Source organism: Lutibacter agarilyticus (assembly GCF_900188235.1).
In the GTDB taxonomy this organism is placed as follows: domain Bacteria; phylum Bacteroidota; class Bacteroidia; order Flavobacteriales; family Flavobacteriaceae; genus Lutibacter; species Lutibacter agarilyticus.
The window spans coordinates 195,386-221,614 of the sequence record NZ_FZNT01000002.1; the positions used below are offsets into that span (position 1 = coordinate 195,386).

A 26,229-nucleotide genomic window follows, 5' to 3' on the forward strand; every position below is an offset into this window, starting at 1 on the left:
TTTTATCTTTTTCTATAACAACTTAAAAATAGCGACTCTTAAGTTATTTTTTTAATAACGTTTTTACAATAACCTGGTTGTTTGACAGTGTTACTTTTGCAAAATAAATTACACCTGTTACACGCTCCAAATTCACGGTTATTGACTTCTTTTTTTCTTGACTCTCAACTAAAGTTCTTCCTAATAAATCTATAATTTGAACATGCTCAATTACTAGATTTTTGGAAACTGAAAACTGTACATTTTCATCATCTAAATTTGAAATTAATAAGTTACTCAGCTGCTTTTCCTCCTCCACATGTAAAGTAATCTCATTTTTAAATTTAAGTTTAAAACGATTATTGAATACTCCTGTTTCAGAGCTAAATGTATAAGCCGATTCAGATAAATTATGTGTAAATCCTGTGAAAGTATCTTCTAAATAAATGGTATTTCCCTCTAAAAAATTCCCTTCAATTTTAGCAATTGCTATTTTATAAACAGGATTACTTTCAATAGAAGTATCAAACCCTAAAATCACTTCTTCATTTAAATTTAAACTATTGATCGACTTCCCTTGAATAGCAAATTTATGTATACTCTTTTCAATGGTTGAATAAATTACAGCGAAACTTCCTGTGGCTAAATTTCGAGTTGCGTCATAAAACGAAGTATCCAAATTATCTGTAGCCCCTTCAACATAACCCACTAACGTTTGACTAAACAAACCTCCTTCAGCCGTTAAATTAATCCACAATTTATTTGAAATGCTTTTACCTGTCTTTTTTACCTGTTTGTAAAATTGATTGTTATTTCCGCTTACACGCATTGTATTATTAAAGGTTACATTGCCCGATAACAAATTTCCCGAAACCATATTTGTTGCAGTTGCATTGTTTGAAAACGAAACAAAAAAACCTTGGCAAGAAGGGATAAATCTGTTCGGCGGCTGAGGATCACCACTAGCTGCAACCGAACCTGTTCCGTTAATTATGGCATAATCTGATTGCGAAAAATTATAGGCTTCATTTCCGTTAGTTGTATTTGAAGGCGCTGTATTTTGGGACCACAAATAAATGGCTCCACCTAAAACTCCCAAAGGATTCGAAATTGCATTGTACACATTTTCACTAAAAAAAGCATCAACATCAATGGCTGACGGATATGGATTTCCTATAAAATTACAATTACTATCATTTATCTCAGCATCATTTCTGTACACAGGAACAGTAATAATTCCATTGTTAAAGGCGCCCGTAAAAACACAAGAATACCGCTGACCTGCACCTGTAAATTTAGAAGCCGAATACGTAGCAGCATACCCTACACCTGGAATCATAATGTCATTTGAATTTGCATATTGCCAATCATCTCCATTATCATCAATATCATCTTGCCCAATTACGGCAGCATTATTATTGCCAGTTTCAGCATAAGTATCTAACCAATTTTGAGCATTAAACCAAAACCGCCTACTTTCAGGCGCATCAACAAGTGTATTACCGATGGTTGCAGCTTGTACAGGGCTACTCCAATAGGTATATTCATACCAAGAATTTATAGCTGCGGCTGTTTTTTGAACATACGAAGTGCCATTATCAACAACCTCAAAATTTGCCAAATTATTTATTTGAAGAAAGGAACCTTGTGTTTCAACAATTAAATCCCCTTTAACTTCAACCCCATTTTGAATTTCAAGGGTTGTTGAATTTCCAATTACTAAAGAAACATCAGCATTTACTTCTAAAAAACACGCCTCAAAACCACCATTAAGCGACGTATTATAGTTATTATTTAGAATAGCGGTTGTGTATTTATTAGGCGAACCATCGCTCCAATTTACCCCATTCCAAGAAGTGATTTTAGAAGAAGTGCAAACATATCCACAATCTCCAAAATGAAAACCTAAGCTTGAAACATCATCTTCAGCTAAAACCTCCCATTCCAAATCATCATAAACAAGCGCTGGGTGTTGAATATTATTTTTTCTTTTTAAACCCGTATCCTTTGCAAAATCTAAATCCTCACCAATAACACCTATCAAATCGATAATGTTTGTAGCATTTGACAAGGCTACAGCATCGTTTCCATTAAAAAACAATGTTGAACTTAACTGATTTGCAACAATTCCCAACGAAGCTAAATTGTGAGAAATTAAAAATACACCAAAAGGCTCAATATTTCCTACTAAATCAATCGTTGAAGCGTAATTATTTCCATTGGCATATATTTGTAAAACATACGTATTTGTAAGTGTAATTACTTGATTGGTTGGATTGTAAATTTCAATATATTTATTGTTTGAACTCCCTTCAACATATTCAGAAATAAAAAGTTCGGAACAATCATTATTTTCATCAGCTTCAAAAGTGAAATTTATTAAATTAAACGGACTTACACCACTTCCGCTACCATTCCAGTTTGAACTATTATTTACTTCCGAAAAATAAATAGCGGCTGTTTCTCCATCTCGAACTCCAAAATATTCACCATCATCACTACCAATTAATACGTAACTAGAAAAACCGCTAGGATATGTACCAATAGCTACCAAATCCTCTCCAACCGCATGTAAAAAAGTGGTTACACTTCCAACAGCAGCGCCCTGATATGCTAACAAACCATCTCCAGCATCAGCTAATTGAATATTTCCATCAGAAGTAATGCTAAAATCAGAAGCATTAGCAACATAAGAAATTACTTGGCCAGCAGCAATACCACTTAAAGGCGCAGTATACAAAACAGTACCTTCACCAGCACCAATTGAATTATTTCCAGCAGGCTCTTCATCCGTAAAATAAATTTGTGTACCAGCTTCTAAATCAACGAAAGTAACAAACACAAAATCTTCTGAAGGAGTATCTAAACCAATAATAGAAATGTCTCCTTCAGAAAGTGTGGTTTGCGCATAACCAACAAAAAAAGTGCACAGTAATATTACTGTACAATGTAGGTATTTATTATTCATAGCAATTATTAATAAACCCGCAATTTTTAACAATATTAGTATATTATTTAAATAAATCAAAATAAACACTGATTTTAAATACTTTAAGTTTTATTTTATTGAGATTTATTCAACCTATAAAATATTCAATCTAAAACATTGTTTGTAAATTAGCAGAAATAAAACCCATGCCTTTCTATGAAACGATTTTCTTTTCTATTGCTTTTACTACTTATTACAAGCAATGCTATTTTCAGCCAAAAACAATACGAAATAAGGACTGTTGCTTTTTATAATTTAGAAAACCTCTTTGATACTGAAAACGACACGTTAATTAACGATGAAGCGAGTCCAATTATGGAGATTAAAGAAGGAAGGGAAGCTATCTATGAAAAGAAACTAAAGAACATGGCAAAAGTAATTTCAGAAATTGGAATTGCAGAATCAAATAATAGTCCCGTAATTTTAGGCGTTGCTGAAGTTGAAAACAGAAAAATTTTGGAAGATTTGATTCAAACTGATGCTTTAAAAAATAGAAATTATGAAATTATTCATTATGATTCACCTGATTTAAGAGGAATTGATGTCGGTTTTTTATACCAGCCAGCATATTTCAAACCTACGCATAGTGAAACTTTTGAATTAAGGTTATGGGATGAAGATGGTAGACGAATTTACACGCGTGATCAGTTATTGGTGTCAGGATATTTAGATGATGAATTGGTTCATATTATTGTAAATCACTGGCCATCACGAAGAGGCGGTGAAGAAAAAAGCAGAAACAAACGTGAAAAAGCGGCTTATTTGAACACTGAAATTATAGCAAAAGTTAGAGAGAACGATCCCGATGCTAAAATTATAATTATGGGCGATTTAAACGATGACCCTACCAACTCTAGCTTAAAAACAGTTTTAAAAACAAAGTCGAAAAAAGCCGAAGTTAAAGAAGATGATATTTACAATCCTACGGAAGATATGTTTCGCCGCGGACAAAACACGTTGGTGTACAGAGACAACATCAATTTTTTCGACCAAATCATGTTTACATCACCTTTACTTGAAACAAAAAGAGATTATTCGTCTTATAAAATGTATAAGGTAATTGTTTTTAATCCGCAATACTTAACTACACAATCAGGGAAATACAAAGGCTATCCACACCGAAGTTTTGCTGGACCAAATTTTATCGATGGCTACAGCGATCATTATCCGGTTTATATGTATTTAATTAGAGAAAACAAGTAGTGATTAAAATAAAAATTATTTATACTCGTTTAACCGCATTCAGTATAACAATTACGATGTGTCATTCTCATTCTGACGGAAGTACTCCAATATTTACTGGCAATAAACTGTTATTCTTCTTTTAAATCCTTCAGTAGTAATTGTAAGGATGTATTTCCATTCCAATGATTTTCATCAATATTAAAAACAGCTTTAAAAGCTTGTTCTTTCTGAATTATTTCATACTTGTCTCCCATACTAAAACCAATAGCGTTGTATGTTTTTTGATTGGCACCTTCAATAATATTTAATTTTAAATGCGTTTGATCGGTACCTACCTTTTTACCAAAACCATTATCTCGCAAACCTGAAGCCATAAAAGCAGGGCGCATATTTTGAGGTCCAAAAGGTGCTAGCTGATTCATAATTCTAAAAAACTTTGGGGTGATTTCAAACAAACTAATTTCGGCATCAATAGAAATTTCAGGAGTTCGCAATGCTGAAGGTAAGGTTTCTTTTACTACTTCTTCAAATTTCGCCTTAAATTTAGGGTAATTTTCTTCTGTCAAAGTTAAACCAGCAGCATATTTATGTCCGCCAAATTGCTCAATAAATTCCGAACATTGTTCCAACGCATTGTACACATCAAATCCTTTAACTGAACGCGCCGAAGCAGCTAATTTATCACCACTTTTAGTAAAAACTAAGGTTGGTTTGTAATACGTTTCTATCAATCTAGAAGCCACAATACCAATAACACCTTTATGCCAAGTTTCAGCATAAACAACCGTTGCATGGTTTTGTTGCTCATTATTTTCTGTAATTTGTTGTAAAGCTTCATGGGTAATTGTTTTATCTAATTCTTTTCGATCGTTATTATTTTTTTCTATTTCTGAAGCAAATTTTACGGCCGAATCAAAATCGAGTTCGGTTAATAATTCTACCGCATAATTTCCATGTTTAATCCTTCCTGCGGCATTTATTCTTGGTGCAATAATAAAAACAACATCGGTAATGGTTAGCTCTTTTTTGTCTAACTGATGAATCATAGCTTTTATACCATTTCTTGGATTGGAATTTATGACTTGCAAACCATAATGCGCTAGCACTCTATTTTCACCCGTTATAGGAACAATATCAGCTGCAATGGCTGTTGCTACCAAATCTAAATACGAAACTAAATCGTCAATTGTTTCCCCTCTTTTTTCAGCTAAAGCCTGAATCAATTTAAAGCCAACACCGCAACCACACAATTCTTTATAAGGATATTCACAATCTTCACGTTTTGGATCTAACACCGCAACCGCATCAGGGATTTCGTTCCCTGGTCTATGGTGATCACAAATAATAAAATCGATGCCTTTTTCTTTGGCATACGCAACTTTATCAATGGCTTTTATTCCGCAGTCTAAAGCTACAATTAATGAAATATCATTGTCCTCAGCAAAATCAATTCCTTTGTACGAAACACCATAACCTTCGGCATATCTGTCTGGAATATAGGTGGCAATTGCTGGGTGAATTGTTTTTAAATACGAACTCATTAACGAAACCGAAGTGGTTCCGTCCACATCATAATCGCCATACACCATAATGTTTTCATTGTTGGCAATTGCCAACTCAATTCGAGCCACCGCTTTATCCATATCTTTCATTAAGTACGGATTGTGCAAATCGTTTAAATTAGGACGAAAAAAGGCTTTTGCACTATCAAAAGAATCAATTCCACGTTGCACTAATAACTTAGCCAATGTAAAATCAATCCCTAATTCTTTTGCTAAATTTGAAGTAATTTCAGGGTTTGTTTCAGGTTTTAATTTCCAACGCATTTTTATAGCTTTTTCCTCAAAAATAGGAATATTTTTAAATTCTGAAATTATTTAGCTCAATTGTTTTTACAGCAATTGTCATTTCTGCTTTCGCAGAAATGACAATAATTTATTTTAATAAACCAATAACTAGCAGCTAAAAACCACCTACTAATCTTCTATATATAAAATCTCGGTAGTAACTTCAGCAAACTGACGGAACATTTCCATAACACCACAATATCTATCAACCGATAAATTTACTGCTTTTTCAATTTTATCTTTTTTGAAGTCACTTCCGTAAAAACGGTAAATAACGTGTACTTTATCGTAATATTTAGGGTGCTCTTCAGTTAAATTTGCCACAACTTCAATTTTAAAATCTTTAACTTCAGCACGCATTTTTTTCAGTAATGAAGCTATATCCATTCCTGAACATCCTGCCAATGAGGTTAACATCATTGCCTTTGGGCGCAAACCTTTTCCTTGTCCACCAACTTCTTCCGCAGCATCAATCATTACATTTCCTTCAGGAGCAACGGATTCAAAAAGCATTTGTCCTTTCCAACTTAATTCTATCTTGTTTGTCATACTATTTTTTTTAATTGAATTACAAATTTAAAAGTTTTTTAATGGTATTAGCGTAACAATTTTCACAAATAAACAACTTATGATTAAAAGCTTTTTGCTGATTGAAATAAAACTAAAAATTAATGACAATTTCATCTTCTATTTTTTTTAGAATTAGTATATTCGATAGCTTCATTTAATAATTGCAATTATGATGGATTTTTTTGACGGAATGTCAACCCTAGAACAAATTTACTGGATTATAGCCCTTATTGGGTCATTCATTTTTTTAATCATTTTTATCGTTACTTTTATTGGCGGCGGCGATGCTGATATGGAAGCCGATGCCGATGATTTTGAAGCTGATGATGGCGGTGTTGGATTTCAGTTTTTCACTTTTAAAGGTCTTGTTGGTTTTTTTACCATATTTGGTTGGACAGGTGTTACTTGCTTAGATAACAACCTACCCACGTCTGCAACTTTAATAATTTCTGTACTTGCTGGTGCTGTAATGATGTTTTTAACATCGTTACTATTTTATTGGATGCATAAATTAGCCGAATCGGGAACCTTAAATATAAAAAATGCTGTTGGAGTTGTTTGCGAAGTGTATTTGCCAATTGGAGCTAAACGTTCTAACATGGGAAAAGTGCAAATTAAAGTGCAAGGTAGTTTGCGTGAATTAGAAGCAATTACCGACGAAGAAGAAGATTTAAAAACTGGTGCAATGGTAAAAGTTACCAAAATTGTTAGTGCCGAAATATTACTTGTTGAAAAATTATCTAAATAAAAATAACCTATGAATTTACTTACATTATTACCCTTACAATCAGGGCTAACTGGCGTTTACATTGTTGGAGCTGCCATTTTTATTCTTGTCGTTTTCTTCTTTTCTATGATAAGAAGGTACAAACGTTGTCCGTCAGACAGAATTTTAGTTGTTTACGGAAAAACTGGAGGCGGAAAATCTGCTAAATGTGTTCACGGTGGTGCTGCATTTATTTGGCCAATTATTCAGGATTATGAATTTTTAGATTTAACTCCAATGTCTATTGAAGTTAATTTAACAAACGCTTTAAGTAAACAAAACATTCGTGTAAATGTACCATCGCGTTTTACCATTGGTATTTCAACAGAACCAAGCGTTATGCAAAATGCAGCAGAACGTTTATTAGGTTTAAGCTTAGATGCTGTTCAAGATTTAGCGCAAGAAATTATTTTTGGTCAGTTACGTTTGGTAGTTGCATCTATGGATATTGAAGAAATTAATTCAGATCGAGATAAATTTTTATCGCACATAACACACAGTGTTGAGGCAGAGTTAAAAAAAGTAGGTTTAAAATTAATCAACGTAAATATTACCGATATTCATGATGAATCGGGTTATATTGAAGCTTTAGGTAAAGAAGCTGCAGCAAAAGCAATTAATGACGCTAAAATTACTGTTGCTCAAAAAGTTAGAGATGGTTCTATTGGTGAAGCCGAAGCGCACCAAGATCAACGTGTAAGAGTTGCCTATGCCTTAGCAAAAGCAAAAATTGGGGAGGCCGAAGCAAACCAAACTGAGCGTGTACAAGTAGCTGATAAAATTGCAACCGCAAAAATTGGTGAAGCTAACGCCGACCAAAAAGAACGTATTCAAACAGCCGATGCAAATGCTAAAGCAAAAATTGGTGAGGCCGAAGCTAAACAAGTTGAACGTGTTAAAACTGCTGTTGCAAATGCAAAAGCTATTGAAGGAGAAAACCTTTCTAAAATTGAAATTGCAGAATCTGACGCCTTAAGACGTGAACGTGAAGCTGAAGCGTCAAAACGCGCCATTGCTTCTGAAAAAGTACAAGCTGCAAAAGCATTAGAAGAAGCTTATGCTGCTGAAAAAATAGCCGAAGAAGCAAGAGCAAAACGTAAAGAAGCTGAACAATTGGCTGATATTGTGGTACCTGCGCAAATAGATAAGCAAAAAGTTGAAATTGATGCTGAAGCACAAGCTGAGCAAATTAGACGTATTGCAAAAGGTGAAGCAGATGCAATTTTCATGAAAAAAGAAGCTGAAGCAAAAGGTATTTTTGAAATTTTAACAAAACAAGCACAAGGTTTAGACGAAATTGTAAAAGCTTCTGGAAACGATGCTCAAAACGCAGCATTGTTACTAATTGCAGACAAGTTACCTGAACTAGTTAAAACACAAGCCGAAGCTATTAAAAACATTAAAATAGATAAAGTTACTGTTTGGGAAAACGGCAGCGGAGGCAAAGATGGTAAAACATCAACTTCAAACTTTATTTCAGGAATGTATAAAGCAATGCCACCTTTACAAGAAATGTTTAATATGGCTGGTATGCAATTGCCAGAATATTTAAAAGGTAAAAATGTTGAAGATGTAATTTCGGAGGTAGAATTACCTGAGACCCCTTCAAAAGAAGAAGAAAAAGAAGGTGAATAATAACAACAAAAAAAGGCAGATTTTAATTAAAACCTGCCTTTTTTTGTTTTTAATGTTATGAGAAAATTTAGATTACTTATTGTTTTTTTTGCAGTACTAGGGTGTAAAATCAACGAATGTGAGGATATTGCTTGTTTTACACCTCCACCTAATTTTGCTTTTGAATTAGTTGATAAAACAACAGGGGAAAACTTATTTACAAATGAGACTTTAAAAAGTAGTGATATTGAAGTTGTAAATGAAAATAATGAAAAAATTACATTTAAATTTATTTCTGAAAACAATATAAATATTATTGATTTACCTGAAATTGGTTGGAATCTAGACCTACACACTTACACAATAACTGTAGAACCTACCGTTGAGTTTCATCTTGAATTGGAGATGGAAGAAAAACATGAAAACTGCTGTACTTTCTTTAAAGTAATTACTTTTAACATTTCTAATTACACCTACGAACAATCTAGTACAACTGATATTTACTCGATCAAAATAGATTAATTATGAGTTTTGGTGGTCATGTAAATGATATGATAAATAGAGTAAAGCAAAACGCTGCTCTAAAAAATGCACGCCGTGTAAAATTTAAAGGCGGCAACGATTACACTAAAACAAAAAACATAAAAACCGAGTACAGTTTTCCTAAACTATCAAAAGAAGAACTTAAAGCCTTAAAATTAAAAGTTCAAGAAGAAGCAAAACAAGAAAAGATAAAAAGATTGAAATTTTGGGGATTTATAACAATAATTGTTCTCTTGTTATTATTGTTTTTTATTAATTATTGAAGTTATATATTAGCGAAAAATATAAAAAATCCAATATGATTTCGATAAACGAATATTTCAATAGCACTGTAAAATCTTTAGGATACACTTCAGCAAAAGGAAAATCTAGTGTGGGTGTAATGGAACCTGGCGAATACGAATTTGGAACTTCAACACATGAAACAATGCTTGTTATTGAAGGTGAATTAATTGCTCAATTACCTAACCAAACCGAATGGAAGAGTTACCAAGCTGGTGAAAAGTTTGAAGTTGAAGCAAACACCAGTTTTAAAGTAAAATCTGTTGGGCAAACGTCTTATTTGTGTCAATATAAATAAACAAAAACTTTAAACATACATTATAAGCGTTAGCGATAGAGCGGCATGTTTGAGCTCTTTTTTTGTTGTTTTCACTACTAAAAAAAGCGAGTAGTGATAGCGCGACCTGAAAGGTAACGCCCAAAAAACACAACTACTATTTGATATTTTTCATAGATAATTGAATGCGTTTACGTGCCACATCAACCTCTAAAACCCTAACAATTACCTGCTGATGCAAGCTTACAATTTCGCTTACATCGCTCACAAATTTATCGGCTAAATTTGAAACATGTACCAAACCACTTTCTTTAATCCCGATGTCTACAAAACAGCCAAAATTGGTGATATTATTTACAATTCCGGGTAATAATTGCCCCTCGTGTAAATCGGTTATGGTTCTAATATTTTGATTGAATGTAAATACTTTTGCTGATTCTCGGGGATCTAAACCTGGTTTTTCTAACTCTGAAATAATATCTTTTAGCGTTGGTAAACCAACGGTTGCTGAAGTATATTTTTCAAGTGCTATTTTTTGAAGCACGGCTTTGTTACCTATTAAATCGGAAACTGAACATTTTTCATCCTTTGCCATTTTAGAAATTACACTATAGCTTTCAGGATGCACCGCAGAATCATCTAACGGATTTTTAGCGTTTTTAATACGTAAAAAACCTGCGCCTTGTTCGTAAGCTTTGTTTCCTAAGCGTGGCACTTTTTTAATCTCGTTTCTAGATGTAAAAGCACCGTTTTCATCTCTATATTTTACAATATTTTCAGCCAATTTTGGACCAATACCAGACACATAACTCAACAACGAAACACTTGCGGTGTTGATGTTTACACCCACCGAATTTACGCAACTTTCAACAACGGTATCTAACGAATTTTTTAGCTTGGCTTGGTCCACATCGTGCTGGTATTGCCCAACTCCAATAGATTTCGCATCAATCTTTACCAATTCAGCCAACGGATCGGCCAAACGTCGACCAATTGAAACCGAACCACGCACCGTAACATCGTAATTAGGAAACTCATCACGCGCAATTTTTGATGCTGAATAAATACTTGCACCAGCTTCACTCACCACAAAAACGGCCACATCTTTGTTAAATCGCATTTTACGAATAAGCTGTTCTGTTTCACGTGAAGCAGTTCCGTTTCCAATGGCAATGGCTTCAATTTTATAAGCATTAACCAACGAATTTATTTTTTTCATAGCACCAATGGAATCGTTTTTTGGAGCGTGTGGATAAATAGTTTCGTTATACTCTAAACCGCCTTGTGCATTTAAACAAACCACTTTACAACCAGTTCTAAAACCTGGGTCTATGGCCAAAATATTTTTTTCGCCCAATGGGGCTCCCAACAACAATTGCTGCAAATTTTTTGCAAAAACTTTGATAGCACCTTCATCTGCTTTTTCTTTTGAACTGTTTAAAATTTCATTTGATAAAGCAGGAAATAACAACCGCTTGTAAGCGTCTTTAATGGCTAATTTTAGTTGCTGAGAACAGGCGTTGTTAGAACAAATAATTCTATCTTCCATTTTATCCAACGCACGTTCATTATCTATTTCAATTTTTACACGAATAAAACCTTCTTTTTCCGCTCTTAAAATGGCTAAAAACCGGTGAGACGGACAACGATTTAAACTCTCAGACCATTCAAAATAATCTCTAAATTTTTGTGCTTTTTCATCCTCTTTTTTAGCTTTAACTACTTTGGTGTTTATGGTTGCAAATTTCTCTAACTGATAGCGAATATTATTACGAATATCAGTTCGTTCATTAATCCATTCAGCAATTATAAAACGTGCGGCTTCCAAAGCGGCTTCTTCGGTTTCAACTTCATTAGTTATATATTTTGAAGCTGTATATTCCAAATCGTTTACACGCTGACTCATTATCATTTTTGCCAACGGTTCTAATCCGTTTTTACGTGCAGTTTCAGCCTTTGTCTTCCGTTTTTTCTTATATGGAAGATAGATGTCTTCTAAAACTCTTAAATCTGTTATTGCCTCAATTTTTTGTTTTAATTCTGAAGTTAAAACTTCTTGTTCTTCTAAAGCTTTTAAAATGGCTTTTTTTCGTTTTTCTAACTCTTCAAATTGTGCTTTATATGTTACAATACTACCAATTTGAACTTCGTCTAAATTTCCTGTACGCTCTTTTCTATAACGCGAAATAAACGGAATGGTACAATCTTCGTTTAACAATTCAATAGTATTCTCTATACCTTTTGAAGGAAGGTTGGTTTGTGATTTTATAAAGTTGAGTAGTTGCATGGTTGAATTTTGAGTGCTGCAAAGATATTATTTCACAAAGTAATAAAATCAAAAAAACCAATGAAATTAATTGCATTGGTTTTTAAAAATATTGAACAAAAAATAGTTTTTACAAGTCAAACCTCAGTCCTAAAGAAATGTTGTTTTGTTTTGCATTTGGATCGTTAAAAATAGTATTTAAATCATATTTACAGTACAACGAAATATCATCAACACCAATATAACTGCTTAACCCATAGATAAAATTGGAAGTATTGTAACTCTTTTTAATTTTCTCTTTTTGCTTTGATCCATCTTCAGAGTATTTTAATTTTTGACGTGTTCCTAAATTAAATCCGGCATAACCTCCAATACCAAATTTAAATTGTTTTCGTGTTGAATATCTAAAATAATTTTTGCGATCAATTTTTTTAGAAGGCCCAAATTCAAAATGAATAGGAAACACTAAATTATCCATACGAAGTTTCGATTTTGTAATGTTTGTTGGAAAATCTTCTAATACGGTATATGCTCCATTTTGAACAAAATATTGATTATCGGTAGGATTTAAACCGTTAAACGTAAATGAAAATCCGTATCTAAAACGCACTGCATTTGAATTTTGTAACAATCGTGTAGACCAAACCCAACCCATTTCAAAATATTTACTTTTTCCTACTTTGTAAGGCGACTTGTCAAAAGATTGTCCTTCAATAATTGCATTATTCAACCCAAAAGAAATCAATAAATTTGAAAAGGTTCTTTTGTCGTAAATTCTTTTTTTACCAGTATAATTTATGGCAACCATAGTACCATCATCTCCATCAAAATCAAAAAGAGTAAGTTCAACTTTTTCAACTGAATTTTCATTAACATTATTATCGCTGCGCTTTATTAAGGCTACTGAATTGTCAATAATTGCTAATTTATTTTCAATATTTAACGCGTGTATTTCTGCAGCTTCCTCTTTTAATTTTGTAGCTTCTGCTTCTGAAATTTCACCATTATTGTAGCGTGTATTTATGGCGAGTACTTCTTTTTTTAAAGCCTCTTTTTCCTCTTTAATAACACGTTCCTTTTTTTGATTAATTTGTGCTTCTTTTTCTGAAGTTGGTTTTGTTTCTTGTGCAAATAAAGGTTGACACAAAAACGCCTGACTTAACAATAAGCCTATAAATAGTATTCTTTTCATAATTGTTTGTTTTAAATTAATTTCCTCGATCTGTAATTATAACTTTTCGGGGAGCTTTTAAGGTGTTTACAATAGTTTCAACTAATTTTTCTTTAAAATCTTTGTCTAAATCATCTTCAACTTCAGTTAAAAGAGCTTGAGCGCTCACTGTTCTTTTAGCTAAAAGCTGACGATTTACACGCAATTTAATTGTTGAATTTTTTAATAATTGATCTACTTCAGTATTCAAAATTTCTTCTTCTGAAGGCTGCTCAACTACCAAAATTTCTTCGGTTTTAATTTCAACCTGCTCTAATTTTTTATCAATTTCTTCTGAAATTAAAATTTCATTTTCGATTTTAGTTAAAGCTGTAAATTCCGTTTTTGTAGTACTTGTTTTTGGGTAATTAGTTGGTTTATTTTTTTGAATAGGTTGTGGAATTACTACCTCTTTTTTAACAGGTGTTTCAGCAACTCTAATTTCTGGCTCTAGCTTAGTTTTTTCTATATTTTTAAACTCTTTTTTAATTGTTGGCGCTGCAATAACAGGAGCTTCAACAGTTTGTTTTTTGGATTTAAAAAAGTATAAACCTACAGAAATAAGTACTATAATGATGGCTACATATTTTAAAAAACCCCATTTATTTCGCTTTTGTACAGTTTCCTGTTCGGTCAATTTTTTACTTAGCTGTTCCCAAGAATTTTTAGAAGGAACCAAGCTTCTTTTTTGTAGCTCGTCTCTTAACTTATGTTGTTCCATGATGCCTTTTTTTATTATTGGAAATCATTTTTTGCAATGCCTTCCTTGCTCTTGATAGTTGTGTTTTTGAAGTTCCTTCTGAAATTTGCAGCATTTCAGCAATTTCAAAATGTTTATATCCTTCAATAACATACAAGTTAAAAACTACCTTACTACCTGTAGGTAATTCGTTAATATATAGCTGTAAATCTTCTACAGCTATTGTTTGTTCAACTTCATTTTCAACAATGGTTTCATAATTTTCTATTTCGTTGGTAAGCGTTAATTCTTTTTTTGTTCTTAAATACGAAATACTTTCCCAAACCATTATTTTTCGAATCCAACCCTCAAAGCTACCTTCATTAGAAAACTGATGTAGTTTTGTAAAAACTTTAAAAAATCCGTTCAACATTACTTCTTCACTTTGCTGAAGATCTTTAATATAGTACGCACATAAACCCAACATTTTTGGTGCATATTTATCGTACAACAATTTTTGAGCCTTTCTATTATGCTTTAGCGATTGCTTTATTAATTGTGAATCGTTATGTAGTTTTATGACTTTCAACATGCTTTTTTAAAGGCCTCTCATGTATAAAGACGCGTTAAAATTTAAAATGGTTGACAAAGGGGTACTTTTTATTTCAATTTTTTTTAAAGCAAACAAGTTACTTATTTCATTTTTGAATTTATAAATTATTTTAATTCGTGATTGGTTTAATTATTGATACAATTAAGGCTTTAAAAAAACTTATGAAAAAATTAGTAGTTACCTTATTTTTATGTGGAATCACATTAGTTATTAAAGCACAAGATGCAAGTGTAGAAAAGTCAATATTTGGTGTTCAAACAGGATTATTTGGTGTTTGGGTGCATAACGAAGTTCGATTATCGGATAAGTTTGTATTGCGATGCGAAATAGGTTTAGATAGTGGGATTCACAACGATGATTTTTTGATGGCTCCTGGAATATCTGTAGAGCCAAAATTTTATTACAATTTAAATAAGCGTTTGTCTAAATCAAAAGAAATTACAGGAAACAGTGGTAATTTTTTATCGCTAAAAACAAGTTTTCACCCAGATTGGTTTATCATTTCAGAATCTGATAATTACAATGTTTCCAATCAAATATCCATTGTTCCAACTTGGGGAATGCGACGAAATATTGGTAAACATTTTAATTATGAGCTTGGATTTGGAATTGGGTGGTTACACGAGTTTGCTGAAACTATAAATAATTTTAAATTCGAAGCCAATAATGAAGCTGCTATTAATTTACATACAAGAATTGGGTATCGCTTTTAAGTTGAAAATTATTAAAGAACGTCATTCTGAACTTGATTCAGAATCTCATCATACTAATAACCAATGAGAATAAGAACCTGAAAAGAGTTCAGGCTGACGAAAATTACACCATAAAAAAACAGTCACAAAATATTTTGTGACTGTTTTTTATCTCGAATAAATTACGATTTATCTCAAATTTAAATTACTCCAAGATCTAGCATGGCATCGGCAACTTTTATAAATCCAGCAATATTTGCACCTTTTACATAGTTTACATATCCATCTTCTTCGGTTCCATATTTTTCACAAGCCACGTGAATTGAAGACATAATTTGATGTAGTTTAGCATCAACCTCTTCTTTTGTCCAGTTTATTTTCATAGCGTTTTGAGACATTTCTAATCCTGAAACACCTACACCACCTGCATTTGCAGCTTTTCCTGGAGCAAACGGAATTTTATTGTTATGAAAAACGTCAATCGCTTCAGGAGTACAACCCATATTTGAAACTTCAGCAACATATTGTACACCATTTGCAACTAAAAGTGCAGCATCTTCACCATTCAATTCATTTTGAATTGCTGAAGGCATTGCGATATCACATTTTACTTCCCAAGGTTTTTTACCAGGGAAGAATTCTGCTTCTGGAAATTCTTCAACATACGGCGAAACAATGTCGTTATTTGAAGCTCTTAAAGCCAATAAATAATCTATTTTTTCTTCATCTAAACCATCTTTATCGTACACATAACCATCAGGACCTGATATTGTCACAACTTTACCACCCAATTCTGTTACTTTTAAAGCAACACCCCAAGTTACATTTCCAAAACCTGAGCAACATACTGTTTTTCCTTTAAAGGTATCGTTCTGAGCTTTCAACATATCATTGGTAAAATAAGTGGCTCCAAAACCTGTAGCTTCTGGTCGTATTAAACTTCCACCCCAGTTTAAACCTTTACCGGTTAAAACACCTGAGTTTTCCATTTGTAGTTTTTTATACATTCCGTACATAAAACCAATTTCTCTACCTCCAGTTCCAATATCACCCGCAGGCACATCGGTACTTGGTCCAATTACACGCCACAGCTCTAGCATAAAAGCTTGACAAAAACGCATAATTTCAGCATCTGATTTTCCTTTAGGGTTGAAATCTGAGCCTCCTTTACCACCACCCATTGGCAATGTTGTTAATGCATTTTTAAAGATTTGTTCGAAACCTAAAAATTTCAAAATACTTAAATTCACACTTGGATGTAAACGAATACCTCCTTTGTATGGACCTATTGCATTGTTAAACTGTACTCTATGCCCTAAATTTACATGTACGCTTCCTTCATCATCAACCCAAGAAATTCTAAAGGTTAAAATACGATCAGGTTCTACCAAGCGTTCAATAATTTTGGCTGCTTCGTATTGTGGATTTTCGTTATAGATTGTTTCAATAGACTCTAATACTTCTTGCACTGCTTGTAAGTATTCTTTTTCCCCTGGATGTTTCGTTTCAAGGTTCGTTAGTATCTCATGTACATTCATATTTATATAATTAATGGCTATTAAAATTTAATATTATTTAATTTTAATCAAAAATAATCAAATTAATTACAATATTCACAAAATTAAGAGGTGAATTTTTTCAAATCTGTTACTTTTATTACTTTCAAAATTTACATAAATCCATCAGGAGGTAAGTCATCTACCAATTCCTCTAAAGAAGCTCCTGTTTTTTTCGGATGAATGCCTTCTTTATAAATTACTGCTTTGTTATTTTTACCTTCAATAATAACACTTAAAGGCTCTTTAAAACGAATATGTTTTACATAGGTATCTTCAAAAACAGCTTCTTGTGCATTTAAATAATCTAGGTCTAAAAAACCATCATTTATAAAAGGGTTAATGGTTAAATAACCTACTTTAAATGATGTTAAATTTTGAAAGAAATGTGTTCCCTGACTTGGATCAATTCTAAAATCGTTTAAACCAGCTTCCACAATTATTTTTGCTGAAGAAATTTGCGGCCAAATAACAGGGATTCCTAACCACGGATCGCTTGAACCCCATCTTCCTGGACCAACTAAAATATATTGACTTTCAGTAGCACTAAACATTTTGTTTATTTTCTCTACTGAAGTTGCTATATCTCTTGTATTTGCAGCATTAAAAGTTGATGGTTTTACATATACAAAATCGTAAATATGCTCATATTTTCCATTTCCTAAAGCCGATTCGGAATAAATAATTGCTTCACTTTGTTTAAAATTGCTTGGAATTTTACTCTGATTATCATTGCTTTCAACAATAGGCCTGATTTGTAAAAAACTAAACTCCTTTGGCTCTCCTTTAGGAACATCTAAATTTACCGCAAATTCCATTTCAATAGGATTTCTCATTTCACGCTGACTTATACGCAATAAATCTTGTAAAATTTCAGGTAATGGAAAAGTGTTGTATTTTAACACATGGTCAAATGTAATTACACGTATTCCATCGTGCATTACACCTGGTTTAATTACATTGTTTTGTAAATCGTAGGTTGAAGCTACAAATTTTAGTGACCCATGTTTTTCAGCTTTACGAATGCTAATTTTCTTTTTATTAATGGCTTCAGAAGTTGACGTTTGATAACTCTCTGGATTCATATCTAATCCATAAAAATACTGCTGTGTATCGCGCTGTGTTGACCCTGGAGATGAAAGTTGCAATACTTTTTTAGGATGATAGGGTGAAAAACGCAATACTTTTCCGCCACCAACAATAATCTCACCCAAACCAACAGCAATGTTCGCAATACCTTCATTAGGTTTTTCGTTTCCTATGGGGTAAAAATTGATTGAACGTGCAACCCCTGAAATATTAGGATAGTAAACATCACCGTATTGCTTACCAATTACTTCTTGTAAAATTACCGCCATTTTACTTTCTTCAATGGTATGTGATGTTGCTTTTAAATAAATTTTACTTGCACTAAAAAAAGAAGATGCAATAACCGATTTAACGGCATTACAAACCATCTTTAGCATTTCTTTCTCTTCAGTATTTGGTAACATATATGTTGCAAAAATACCTGCAAATGGCTGGTAATGTGAATCTTCTAAAACACTAGAAGATCTTACCGCTATAGGACATTTAGTGACTTTTAAAAAAGCTTCAATATCTTCAACAACCCAATTTGGTAACGGCTTAGAAATAAATTTCTTTAAAATTTCTTCATCGTTGCTACACTTGTCAACAAAGCGAATTAATTCATGAGTTTCAACAAACTCATCAAAAACATCGGTGCTTAAAACAACCGTTCTAGGGATTGAAATTTTAACATCTTTGTATTGTTGACGTAATTTGTGCTGTTTTAAAAAGGAATCAATAAATGCTAAACCTCTACCTTTTCCACCTAAAGACCCATCTCCAATTCTGGCAAATCCTAAATATTCATCGTATTTATTTTTGTTGAATTTTGAAATAATTCCTCGGGCTCTAAAACCTCTATATGCTTTTATAGCTTTAATTAAATAGGTTCTTGCTTGTTCAGGATCATCAAAATCGTCATATTCAACTTTACTAAACAAATTAGCTAACGGAAATAAAACCCTTGATTTTAACCATTTTGAATACTCACTTCGTTTGGCATGATACGCTATACAATCGGTAGTTACAACGCTTAATGCCTTTTGAAAAGTAGTTAAATCTTTAGCTACCACAAGTACTTTCATTTGAACTGGATCCCAAAATTCAAAATCTCCAAATGAAAAGTATTGATTGATGTAGTTTTTAATTTCTTCTTCTAATGTTTGCGTATGCTTGTATAAAAATTTCCCTTTTAATTCAAGCGCATATTTTTCGTTATTGCTATCTGAAGACTGAATTAAAAATGGAAAATACCGCTTAAAACTTCTCACATATTTTAAAAAATGAAATCCTGCTTTTGCATCTCGTTTTCCTTCTCTAAAATAAGACACATCAGAAATTACACCTAAAAGATTGCTTTTGTATTGTTTAAATAAATGCAAACCTTCTTCATAATTGGTAGCCAATAAAATTTTTGGGCGACCTCTCATTAACATCATTGTTCGGTGCGCATTTAACCCTTCCGACATAAAAGAACGGGTTTGGTTTAGTAGAATTTTATAAAAAATAGGCAAATATTTTGAATAGAACTTTAGTGAATCTTCCACCAATAAAATTGCTTTTACACCAATTTCATTGATGTCTTTTTCGGCATTCATTCTATCTTCGGTTAATTTTATAATCGCTAAAATAATATCTGCGTTTCCATTCCAATGAAAAACATAATCAATATTCCCTGAGCTTTCACTACTTATTTTTTCTCTTAATTGGGTTGAATAATGACTAATGGCCGCAATTGGAACATTAGGAAAAGCTTCCTTAATTTCTTTTGAAGTTTCAACAGTTTTAAAATCACCAATATCTAACCACGTAATTACCAAATCAATTTTATTGGCTTCCATCGCTTTAATGGCACTTTTGGCCGAATTTGCATGCTCAAAGCTTGGTGGGTAACGAAGGTTTAGCGCGGTGTATTCATTAAAAATACGTTCATCAATTCTACCGTCTTCCTCTAGCATATAGTAATCGTAGTTTGAGCAAACTATTAGAATTCTATAAATTCGTTTTTGCATTAATTGCTCAAATGCAACGTCTTCAAATTCATACGATTTTAAATCGGGTAGCGGATTTTTATTCATTATTGAAGTCATTTATTTCCTATGCAAGATATAATTTTTAATAAATTTAAGAAGATTAATTGTAGATATAAAAAAAAGGACCGCAAATTGCAGTCCTTTTTTAAGTATTTTGTAAATATGTTATTTTAACTCACTTGCTCTCCATTAGCTACTGAATCATTTGCTGGTTCAATAAATGCTAGTTTGCCATCAGGAGTATCCGTCATTAAAATCATTCCTTGACTTTCAACACCACGTAATTTTCTTGGAGCTAAATTTACCAAAACAGTGACTTTTTGTCCAATAATGTCTTCAGGCTTAAAACTCTCTGCAATCCCTGAAACAATAGTACGCACATCAATACCAACATCAACTTTTAGCTGTAATAATTTCTTAGTTTTTGGCACTTTTACAGCTTCTAAAATAGTTCCAACTCGCATATCCAACTTCGTAAAATCATCAAATTCAATGGTTTCTTTTTGTGGTTCTACTACTTTATTTTCAGCTTCGTTTGCTAATTTTGTTGCTTCTAACTTATCTAATTGCATTTGAATTTCAGCATCTTCAATTTTCGCAAACAACAATTCAGCTTTTCCTATTTTATGATTTGCTGCAATTAATTCAGTACTTTCTTTAATTGCTTCCCAAGAAATTTCTTCTGAAATATTTAAAATTCCTTTTAATTTATTTGCAGTAAAAGGTAAAAACGGTTCAGCAACAACCGATAAGCCTGTTGCAATTTGCAATGCAACATACATAATGGTTTTTACGCGTTCAGAATCTGTTTTTATTTGTTTCCAAGGTTCTTCATCAGCCAAATATTTATTACCTAATCGCGCTAAATTCATTAACTCTTGCGATGCTTCTCTAAAACGGTAACGCTCTATTGAGCTAGCAATTATTGAAGGAAATTTTTGTAACTTTTCTAAAGTTTCATTATCAATAGCACTAAACTCATTTGGTTCAGGAACAATTCCATCGTAATATTTATTGGTAAGTACTACAACACGGTTTATAAAGTTCCCAAAAATGGCAACCAATTCGTTATTATTTCTTGCCTGAAAATCTTTCCACGTAAAATCGTTGTCCTTCGTTTCAGGAGCATTTGCTGTTAGCGCATAACGCAACACATCTTGCTTTCCTGGAAAATCTTCTAAATATTCATGCAACCAAACCGCCCAATTTTTAGAAGTCGAAATTTTATTTCCTTCTAAATTTAAAAACTCGTTTGCTGGTACATTTTCAGGTAAAATATAACTTCCTTCAGCTTTTAACATCGCCGGGAAAATAATACAGTGAAATACAATATTGTCTTTACCAATAAAATGAACCAATTTGGTGTCTTCATCTTTCCAATATGGTTCCCAATCTTTTCCTTCGCGTGCTGCCCATTCTTTGGTTGATGAAATATAGCCAATAGGCGCATCAAACCAAACGTACAATACTTTACCTTCTCCACCTTCAACAGGCACCGGAATTCCCCAATCTAAATCGCGTGTTACGGCTCTTGGTTTTAAACCGTCATCTAACCACGATTTTACTTGCCCTAGTACGTTTGTTTTCCAATCGTTTTTATGTCCGTTAACAATCCACTCGCGCAACCATTGCTCGTATTTATCTAATGGCAAATACCAGTGTTTTGTTACTTTGGTTGTTGGTGTATTTCCTGTAATTGCAGATTTTGGGTTGATTAAATCTGTTGCATTATGACTAGTACCACAGTGCTCGCATTGATCTCCATAACTTTCTTCGTTCCCACATTTTGGGCACGTTCCAACCACAAAGCGATCTGCTAAAAATTGATTCGCTTCCTCATCATATAATTGCTCAGTAGATTCTTCAATAAACTTCCCTTCATCATATAATTTCTTGAAAAATTCTGAAGCTGTATCGTGATGAATTTTCGCCGAAGTACGCGAATAATTATCAAATGAAATTCCAAAATCACTAAACGATTGCTTAATAATTACGTGGTATTTATCTACAATATCTTGAGGAGTAACACCTTCCTTTTTTGCTTTTAAAGTAATTGGCACACCGTGCTCATCAGATCCACAAATGTACAATACATCGTTACCTGTGTTTCTTAAATAGCGTGCGTAAATATCGGCTGGGACATAAACACCTGCTAAATGACCAATATGAACTGGTCCGTTAGTATAAGGTAATGCTGCCGTTATGGTATATCTTTTTGAATTGCTCATCAATATAAATTTTGAAAGTGCAAAAATACGGATTGTTTGTTAGAAAAGTGAATAGTTGTTTCGGTTTTCGTAATTTGCAAGTTGATTTAGTTAATTTAAAGATGATTCAACCCACATATTTACAAAAAAACGATACTGTTGCCATTGTTTCAACAGCTAGAAAAATTTCTTTACCTGAAATTCAACCAGCAATTGAGTTGCTTAAAAGTTGGGGATTAAAAGTAGTTGTAGGAGAAACTATTGGTTTTGAAGAACATCAATTTGCAGGAACTGATGCGCAGCGCACCGCTGATTTTCAAAAAATGTTAGACAATCAAAAAATTAAAGCAATTTGGTGTGCTCGTGGCGGTTATGGAACGGTGCGAATTATTGATAAATTAGATTTTACTGAATTCAAAAAGAACCCAAAATGGATGATTGGTTATTCAGATATTACCGTTTTGCACAATCACATTCACAATTTGGGTTTTCAAACATTGCACGCAACAATGCCTTTAGATGTTGAAAAAAACCAAAAAAAAGCATTAAATTCCTTGAAAAAAAGTTTGTTTGGAAAACCTATTTCGTATGAAATAAATGCTTCCGAAGAAAATAAAACAGGTAAAACCGAAGGTATTTTAGTCGGTGGAAATTTATCGATGTTGTATAGTTTATTAGGAAGTGAAACCAGTATAAAAACCGACGGAAAAATTTTATTTATTGAAGATTTAGATGAGTATTTATACCATATAGATCGTATGCTTATGAACTTAAAAAGAAACGGGTATTTCAACCATTTAAAAGGTTTAGTTGTTGGTGGAATGACCGATATGCACGACAATGCCATTCCGTTTGGAAAAAATGCAAAAAAAATTATTTTAGATATTGTTTCGGAGTTTAATTTCCCTATTGTTTTTGATTTTCCTGCAGGGCATTTGAAAGATAATAGGGCCTTAGTTTTTGGAAGAAAAGTTGAGTTAGAAGTTAGTGAGGAGAAAACCTCAATTAAATTTTAATTTAAAGTGATTTAAATATTGTTATACTGAACTTGTTTCAAGATATCATTACAAATTAAGAAACATGATAAGATGCTGAAACAAGTTCAGCATGACGATTATAAAAACAAAAAAATGGCTACACACAACGAATTAGGTGAAAAAGGTGAACAACTCGCTGTTGAATTTCTTCAAAAAGAAGGCTATACAATTTTAGAGCGAAATTGGCGATTTAAAAAGGCTGAAGTAGATATTATTGTCCAAAAAGAAGAAGTTTTAGCCGCAGTAGAAGTTAAAACCCGAACTTCAAATTATTTTGGAAATCCACAAGATTTTATAAACCAAAAAAAAATTCAATTATTGGTTGAAGCTATGAATGAATATGTAATTTCTAGAGATCTAGATGTTGAAGTACGTTTTGATATTGTAGCTATCATTCAAAATAAAAACACCACCCAAATTGAACATTTGGAAGATGCCTTTTTACATTTTTAGTTTCCAAAATATGCTTTTACATCAGTAATATAGTCGGGTTTCGCAATTATATTTTTGTTAGCATCTAAAATAAAATAGGTAGGTGTACTTACAATTTCATAATCTTTTGCAATTGCGTTTTCCCATTTTCCTTCACCAAATACATTGGTCCAGTTTTTAAATTTTTCATTATAAACATCAAAACCTAATGTATCTTTTTCAAGCGCCACATCAATAACGTGTATGTTTGATTTATCTTTCAAATACTCATATAAATCTGGCACTTCAACAACACAATGCGAACAGCTTGTACTCCAAAAAACCAACACATACGTTTTAGCCTTATCTATAGCATACAAACTTTTTGTAGTTCCTTTTTCTTCCCAAGTAAAATTTGGTGCTTTTTTTCCAATAGCTAATTTCACGCTTTTAAGAATATTTTCAATATCCTTTTCATTTTTAACCGATTCAGGAAGTTTATTGTAAAAATCAGCAATCAAAAAATCTACTATTTCAACATTCTCATCTTGAGCAAATGAATAAAGTAAGGTAGTGAGAGTAGCTGCTTTTAAGCTTTCATTTTCTGTTATTTTAGCCATTACCTCGTTAATTGCATTTTTATGCAACACGCTTTGTACAGCGCTATCATCAGACACATTTAAATACAATACATAATTTAAAACCGACTCACTTATAATAGCTGAATGTTGCAAATAAGCATCTTCAAAATCTATATAATCAAAAAAATGACTTTTTAAACTATTTAGGTATTCTTGTGGACTTTCAATCAAAGCATTGTTATAATATTTACGGCTTGCTTTTATATAATGCAATGCTAGTTTATTTGCTGCTTTTGTTTCAATTTCTTGTTGAATTTTTTGATAGGTTACCAATGTACTTTTATATAATTCTTCAGAATTCAAACGTTCATTAGCGTTGGTTAAGTTAAAATAAGAATATTGCAGCGAATCTAACTGTTCCTGTAAAGCGTACGTTTTAGTTAAAAAATCTTCATACACTATATTTTCTTCGGAAGTTAAAAACTGTAAGGTTTCAATACTTTTATTTGGGTCGAATTTCAATTCAACATCTTCGTTGTTATAAATAAAATCAACAATGCTATTATTGTCCATTTTGTAACGCAATCTGTACATTCCTTCAGAAGCATTTTCAGGTATTTTAAATTCAAAAACACCATTATTTATGGGTACATTTTGAACATAATTTTGCTTTGAACCTTGTATTTTATACAAAGCTACCCAAGTAACATCGGCATCAACAGGGCTCATAGTTCCCTTAATTGTATGTTGACTTTGACCTATAGTTGCAATAAAAAATAAAATGATGGTGAGTTTTTTTAGCATCACGATTTTTTTAATAATTAATATCCTTTTAAAAATATGTCTTTTTATGCTTTCGCTTTAAGAAAACAATCTTTAAATTAACTCCTGCTGTTTAAAATAAAGCACAATAGATTCTTTCATTAAAACGGTTTGTTCTCCTGGTTTTAAAATAGGTAATTCTTCTACAACTTTATAATGCGGCCAACCTTCATCATCAAAAAAATCGAATTCATAATAGCCAAAAGGCTCTAATAAACGGCAAATTGCAATGTGCATTAAATTTACTTTATCATCCTTTTTAAACTCAATAGCGCCTTTTCCTAATTCCTGCACACCTATTAAATAAATAATAGCATCTAAATTTAACTGCTCGCCTTCTCCAAATTTAGCAGCAAGTATGGCTACTATTTGTTCCCAATCTTCTTTTAATTGTTGATCTCTTGACATTTGATTTTTTTAGTTAGGCAACAAATATACAAATCCATTCATGTATATTTACAAAAACAATTATATGAATACGTTTGATATTATTTTAGCAGCACTCTTAATATTTGGATTTGTTAGAGGATTATTAAAAGGCTTATTTGTTGAAGTTGCTTCGCTTGTAGCTTTAGTTGCCGGAATTTACGGCGCTATTCACTTCTCCTTTTTTGTTGGAGACTATTTAAAAGACTACGTTTCTTGGGAAGAACGCTATATTACCATAGTTTCGTTTGCCATTACATTTGCTATTATTGTTTTAGTAATTGCATTATTAGGTAAAGCACTTACAAAAATAGCCGATTTTGCAGCGTTAGGACTGTTAAATAAAATTTTGGGAGGCGTATTTGGTGCACTTAAAATTGGACTTATTTTAAGTATTGTGCTTATTGTTTTTACAAAATTAAACGATACTATTCCGTTTATTTCTGATGAACAAAAAGACGATTCCATTTTATATGAACCCGTGAAAGATTTAGCACCTACCTTGTTTCCTGGCTTTTTAAAAGTTGTAGAAGATGAAGCTAAAGATATAGATGTTTCGGTTTAAAGTTTGTTAGT

General features: G+C 32.4%; 22 protein-coding genes. 10 read left to right on the forward strand and 12 right to left on the reverse strand.

Features of this window, described 5'->3' with window-relative positions; translation table 11 throughout:
- Positions 1–43 precede the first annotated feature (43 nt).
- The gene (locus CHB67_RS03585; protein ID WP_141119674.1) at positions 44–2,947 is read right to left on the reverse strand and encodes a lamin tail domain-containing protein; all 2,904 of its coding nucleotides are present in this window, start codon (positions 2,945–2,947) and stop codon (positions 44–46) included.
- Between the two features lie 177 nt (positions 2,948–3,124).
- Between CHB67_RS03585 and CHB67_RS03590 the strand changes: the two genes are divergently transcribed.
- Positions 3,125–4,171, forward strand: coding sequence for an endonuclease/exonuclease/phosphatase family protein (locus CHB67_RS03590; RefSeq protein ID WP_089380384.1), 1,047 nt, complete (start codon positions 3,125–3,127; stop codon positions 4,169–4,171).
- A gap of 110 nt (positions 4,172–4,281) precedes the next feature.
- On the opposite strand, the gene recJ is transcribed toward CHB67_RS03590, so the two are convergent.
- A complete protein-coding gene (gene recJ, locus CHB67_RS03595) occupies positions 4,282–5,979 on the reverse strand; it encodes a single-stranded-DNA-specific exonuclease RecJ (RefSeq protein ID WP_089380385.1) in 1,698 nt (565 codons plus the stop codon).
- A 150-nt stretch (positions 5,980–6,129) separates the two neighbouring features.
- Positions 6,130–6,549 (reverse strand): OsmC family protein, encoded by a 420-nt coding sequence (locus tag CHB67_RS03600; RefSeq protein WP_089380386.1) that lies wholly within the window; start codon positions 6,547–6,549, stop codon positions 6,130–6,132.
- 190 nt (positions 6,550–6,739) lie between these two features.
- Here CHB67_RS03600 and CHB67_RS03605 point away from each other — a divergent pair, with 190 nt between their 5' ends.
- Genes CHB67_RS03605 through ppnP form a run of 5 tightly spaced genes read left to right on the forward strand, consistent with a single transcriptional unit; the run spans position 6,740 to position 10,073 of the window.
- The gene (locus CHB67_RS03605; protein WP_089380387.1) at positions 6,740–7,318 is read left to right on the forward strand and encodes a hypothetical protein; all 579 of its coding nucleotides are present in this window, start codon (positions 6,740–6,742) and stop codon (positions 7,316–7,318) included.
- A 9-nt stretch (positions 7,319–7,327) separates the two neighbouring features.
- Entirely contained in the window at positions 7,328–8,971 is a 1,644-nt protein-coding gene (locus CHB67_RS03610; RefSeq protein WP_089380388.1) for a flotillin family protein, read from the forward strand.
- Between the two features lie 57 nt (positions 8,972–9,028).
- Positions 9,029–9,472 (forward strand): hypothetical protein, encoded by a 444-nt coding sequence (locus CHB67_RS03615; protein WP_089380389.1) that lies wholly within the window; start codon positions 9,029–9,031, stop codon positions 9,470–9,472.
- Between the two features lie 2 nt (positions 9,473–9,474).
- Positions 9,475–9,756 carry a hypothetical protein gene (locus tag CHB67_RS03620; RefSeq protein ID WP_089380390.1) on the forward strand — a complete coding sequence of 94 codons (282 nt, stop codon included), beginning with the start codon at positions 9,475–9,477 and terminating at the stop codon, positions 9,754–9,756.
- 35 nt (positions 9,757–9,791) lie between these two features.
- On the forward strand, positions 9,792–10,073 hold the full coding sequence (gene ppnP / locus CHB67_RS03625) for a pyrimidine/purine nucleoside phosphorylase (RefSeq protein WP_089380391.1): 282 nt from the start codon (positions 9,792–9,794) through the stop codon (positions 10,071–10,073).
- Between the two features lie 136 nt (positions 10,074–10,209).
- On the opposite strand, the gene CHB67_RS03630 is transcribed toward ppnP, so the two are convergent.
- From CHB67_RS03630 to CHB67_RS03645, 4 genes are all read right to left on the reverse strand, one after another.
- Positions 10,210–12,339, reverse strand: coding sequence for a Tex family protein (locus tag CHB67_RS03630; RefSeq protein WP_089380392.1), 2,130 nt, complete (start codon positions 12,337–12,339; stop codon positions 10,210–10,212).
- A gap of 109 nt (positions 12,340–12,448) precedes the next feature.
- On the reverse strand, positions 12,449–13,510 hold the full coding sequence (locus CHB67_RS03635) for a hypothetical protein (protein ID WP_089380393.1): 1,062 nt from the start codon (positions 13,508–13,510) through the stop codon (positions 12,449–12,451).
- Positions 13,511–13,526: 16 nt separating this feature from the next.
- Positions 13,527–14,249 (reverse strand): hypothetical protein, encoded by a 723-nt coding sequence (locus CHB67_RS03640; RefSeq protein WP_089380394.1) that lies wholly within the window; start codon positions 14,247–14,249, stop codon positions 13,527–13,529.
- On the reverse strand, positions 14,236–14,799 hold the full coding sequence (locus CHB67_RS03645) for an RNA polymerase sigma factor (RefSeq protein WP_317045687.1): 564 nt from the start codon (positions 14,797–14,799) through the stop codon (positions 14,236–14,238). The genes CHB67_RS03640 and CHB67_RS03645 overlap by 14 nt, the downstream gene beginning before the upstream one ends.
- Before the next feature lie 182 nt (positions 14,800–14,981).
- Between CHB67_RS03645 and CHB67_RS03650 the strand changes: the two genes are divergently transcribed.
- The gene (locus CHB67_RS03650; RefSeq protein ID WP_089380663.1) at positions 14,982–15,533 is read left to right on the forward strand and encodes a hypothetical protein; all 552 of its coding nucleotides are present in this window, start codon (positions 14,982–14,984) and stop codon (positions 15,531–15,533) included.
- 179 nt (positions 15,534–15,712) lie between these two features.
- Here the strand turns inward: CHB67_RS03650 and gdhA are convergent, their stop codons facing one another.
- The 3 genes from gdhA to metG all read right to left on the reverse strand — a co-directional run bounded on the left by gdhA (position 15,713) and on the right by metG (position 22,397).
- A complete protein-coding gene (gene gdhA / locus CHB67_RS03655; protein ID WP_089380395.1) occupies positions 15,713–17,050 on the reverse strand; it encodes an NADP-specific glutamate dehydrogenase in 1,338 nt (445 codons plus the stop codon).
- 131 nt (positions 17,051–17,181) lie between these two features.
- Positions 17,182–20,226: a PEP/pyruvate-binding domain-containing protein gene (locus CHB67_RS03660; RefSeq protein ID WP_245813414.1), complete on the reverse strand. Its 3,045-nt coding sequence runs from the start codon at positions 20,224–20,226 to the stop codon at positions 17,182–17,184.
- 113 nt (positions 20,227–20,339) lie between these two features.
- On the reverse strand, positions 20,340–22,397 hold the full coding sequence (gene metG, locus CHB67_RS03665) for a methionine--tRNA ligase (protein WP_089380397.1): 2,058 nt from the start codon (positions 22,395–22,397) through the stop codon (positions 20,340–20,342).
- 101 nt (positions 22,398–22,498) lie between these two features.
- Here metG and CHB67_RS03670 point away from each other — a divergent pair, with 101 nt between their 5' ends.
- Complete coding sequence (locus CHB67_RS03670; protein WP_089380664.1) at positions 22,499–23,392, forward strand: S66 peptidase family protein; 894 nt, start codon at positions 22,499–22,501, stop codon at positions 23,390–23,392.
- A gap of 114 nt (positions 23,393–23,506) precedes the next feature.
- Positions 23,507–23,866, forward strand: coding sequence for a YraN family protein (locus tag CHB67_RS03675; RefSeq protein WP_089380665.1), 360 nt, complete (start codon positions 23,507–23,509; stop codon positions 23,864–23,866).
- Here CHB67_RS03675 and CHB67_RS03680 read toward each other — a convergent pair.
- Both CHB67_RS03680 and CHB67_RS03685 read right to left on the reverse strand, forming a co-directional pair.
- Positions 23,863–25,209 (reverse strand): TlpA family protein disulfide reductase, encoded by a 1,347-nt coding sequence (locus tag CHB67_RS03680; protein ID WP_089380398.1) that lies wholly within the window; start codon positions 25,207–25,209, stop codon positions 23,863–23,865. The genes CHB67_RS03675 and CHB67_RS03680 overlap by 4 nt on opposite strands.
- A 72-nt stretch (positions 25,210–25,281) precedes the next feature.
- Positions 25,282–25,635: a hypothetical protein gene (locus tag CHB67_RS03685; RefSeq protein ID WP_089380399.1), complete on the reverse strand. Its 354-nt coding sequence runs from the start codon at positions 25,633–25,635 to the stop codon at positions 25,282–25,284.
- Positions 25,636–25,699: 64 nt separating this feature from the next.
- Between CHB67_RS03685 and CHB67_RS03690 the strand changes: the two genes are divergently transcribed.
- Positions 25,700–26,218, forward strand: coding sequence for a CvpA family protein (locus CHB67_RS03690; protein WP_089380666.1), 519 nt, complete (start codon positions 25,700–25,702; stop codon positions 26,216–26,218).
- Positions 26,219–26,229 lie beyond the last annotated feature (11 nt).